At 38.3% G+C, this 592-nt stretch carries 1 protein-coding gene; it reads right to left on the bottom strand.

Translation table 11 applies throughout. From position 1 onward, the window contains the following. Window positions 1–592: IS3 family transposase (locus ACFS6I_RS24445; protein ID WP_380924463.1), on the bottom strand; the 592-nt coding region annotated here is incomplete at both ends.

Consider the following 592-nt stretch of genomic DNA (forward strand, 5'->3'; position numbering starts at 1 on the left):
TCTGTCGGGCTCATTCCATTTAAATTTAGTTTTATCCGTTGATTATTGTAATAGGAGATATAATCTTCTATTTCGCTTTTTAACTTCTCTGTTGATTCGTATTGTTTTAGATAAAACAGTTCTGATTTTAAAATTCCGAAGAAATTTTCAATTACGGCATTATCAAGGCAATTTCCTTTTCTGGACATGCTTTGAGTGATTCCGTTTTCTTTGAGCCACTGTTGATATTTAGGCATTTGGTATTGCCAGCCCTGATCTGAATGTAAAAGCAGTTGTGATGCCCCCCTTGCTTTGGGCAGTGCCTTTTTGAGCATATCCATTACCCCTTTAAAGACCGGTCTGTCAGTAATTTCATAACTTATAACTTCCTGATTGAACAGATCAATTATTGGGGAGAGATACAGCTTTTTTTCCTTGACTTTGAACTCAGTAATATCCGTGGCCCATTTTTGCAAAGGCCCCTCAGCCTGGAATTTCCTGTTGAGGATATTGGGGGCGATCTTGCCAAGTTCACCCCGGTATGACCTGTATTTCTTTATCCTGATCAGACTCTTCAAACCCATTTCCCTCATTAATCTAAGAATGGTCTTAT

It is taken from the genome of Sphingobacterium anhuiense (assembly GCF_042686355.1).
Lineage (GTDB): Bacteria > Bacteroidota > Bacteroidia > Sphingobacteriales > Sphingobacteriaceae > Sphingobacterium > Sphingobacterium anhuiense.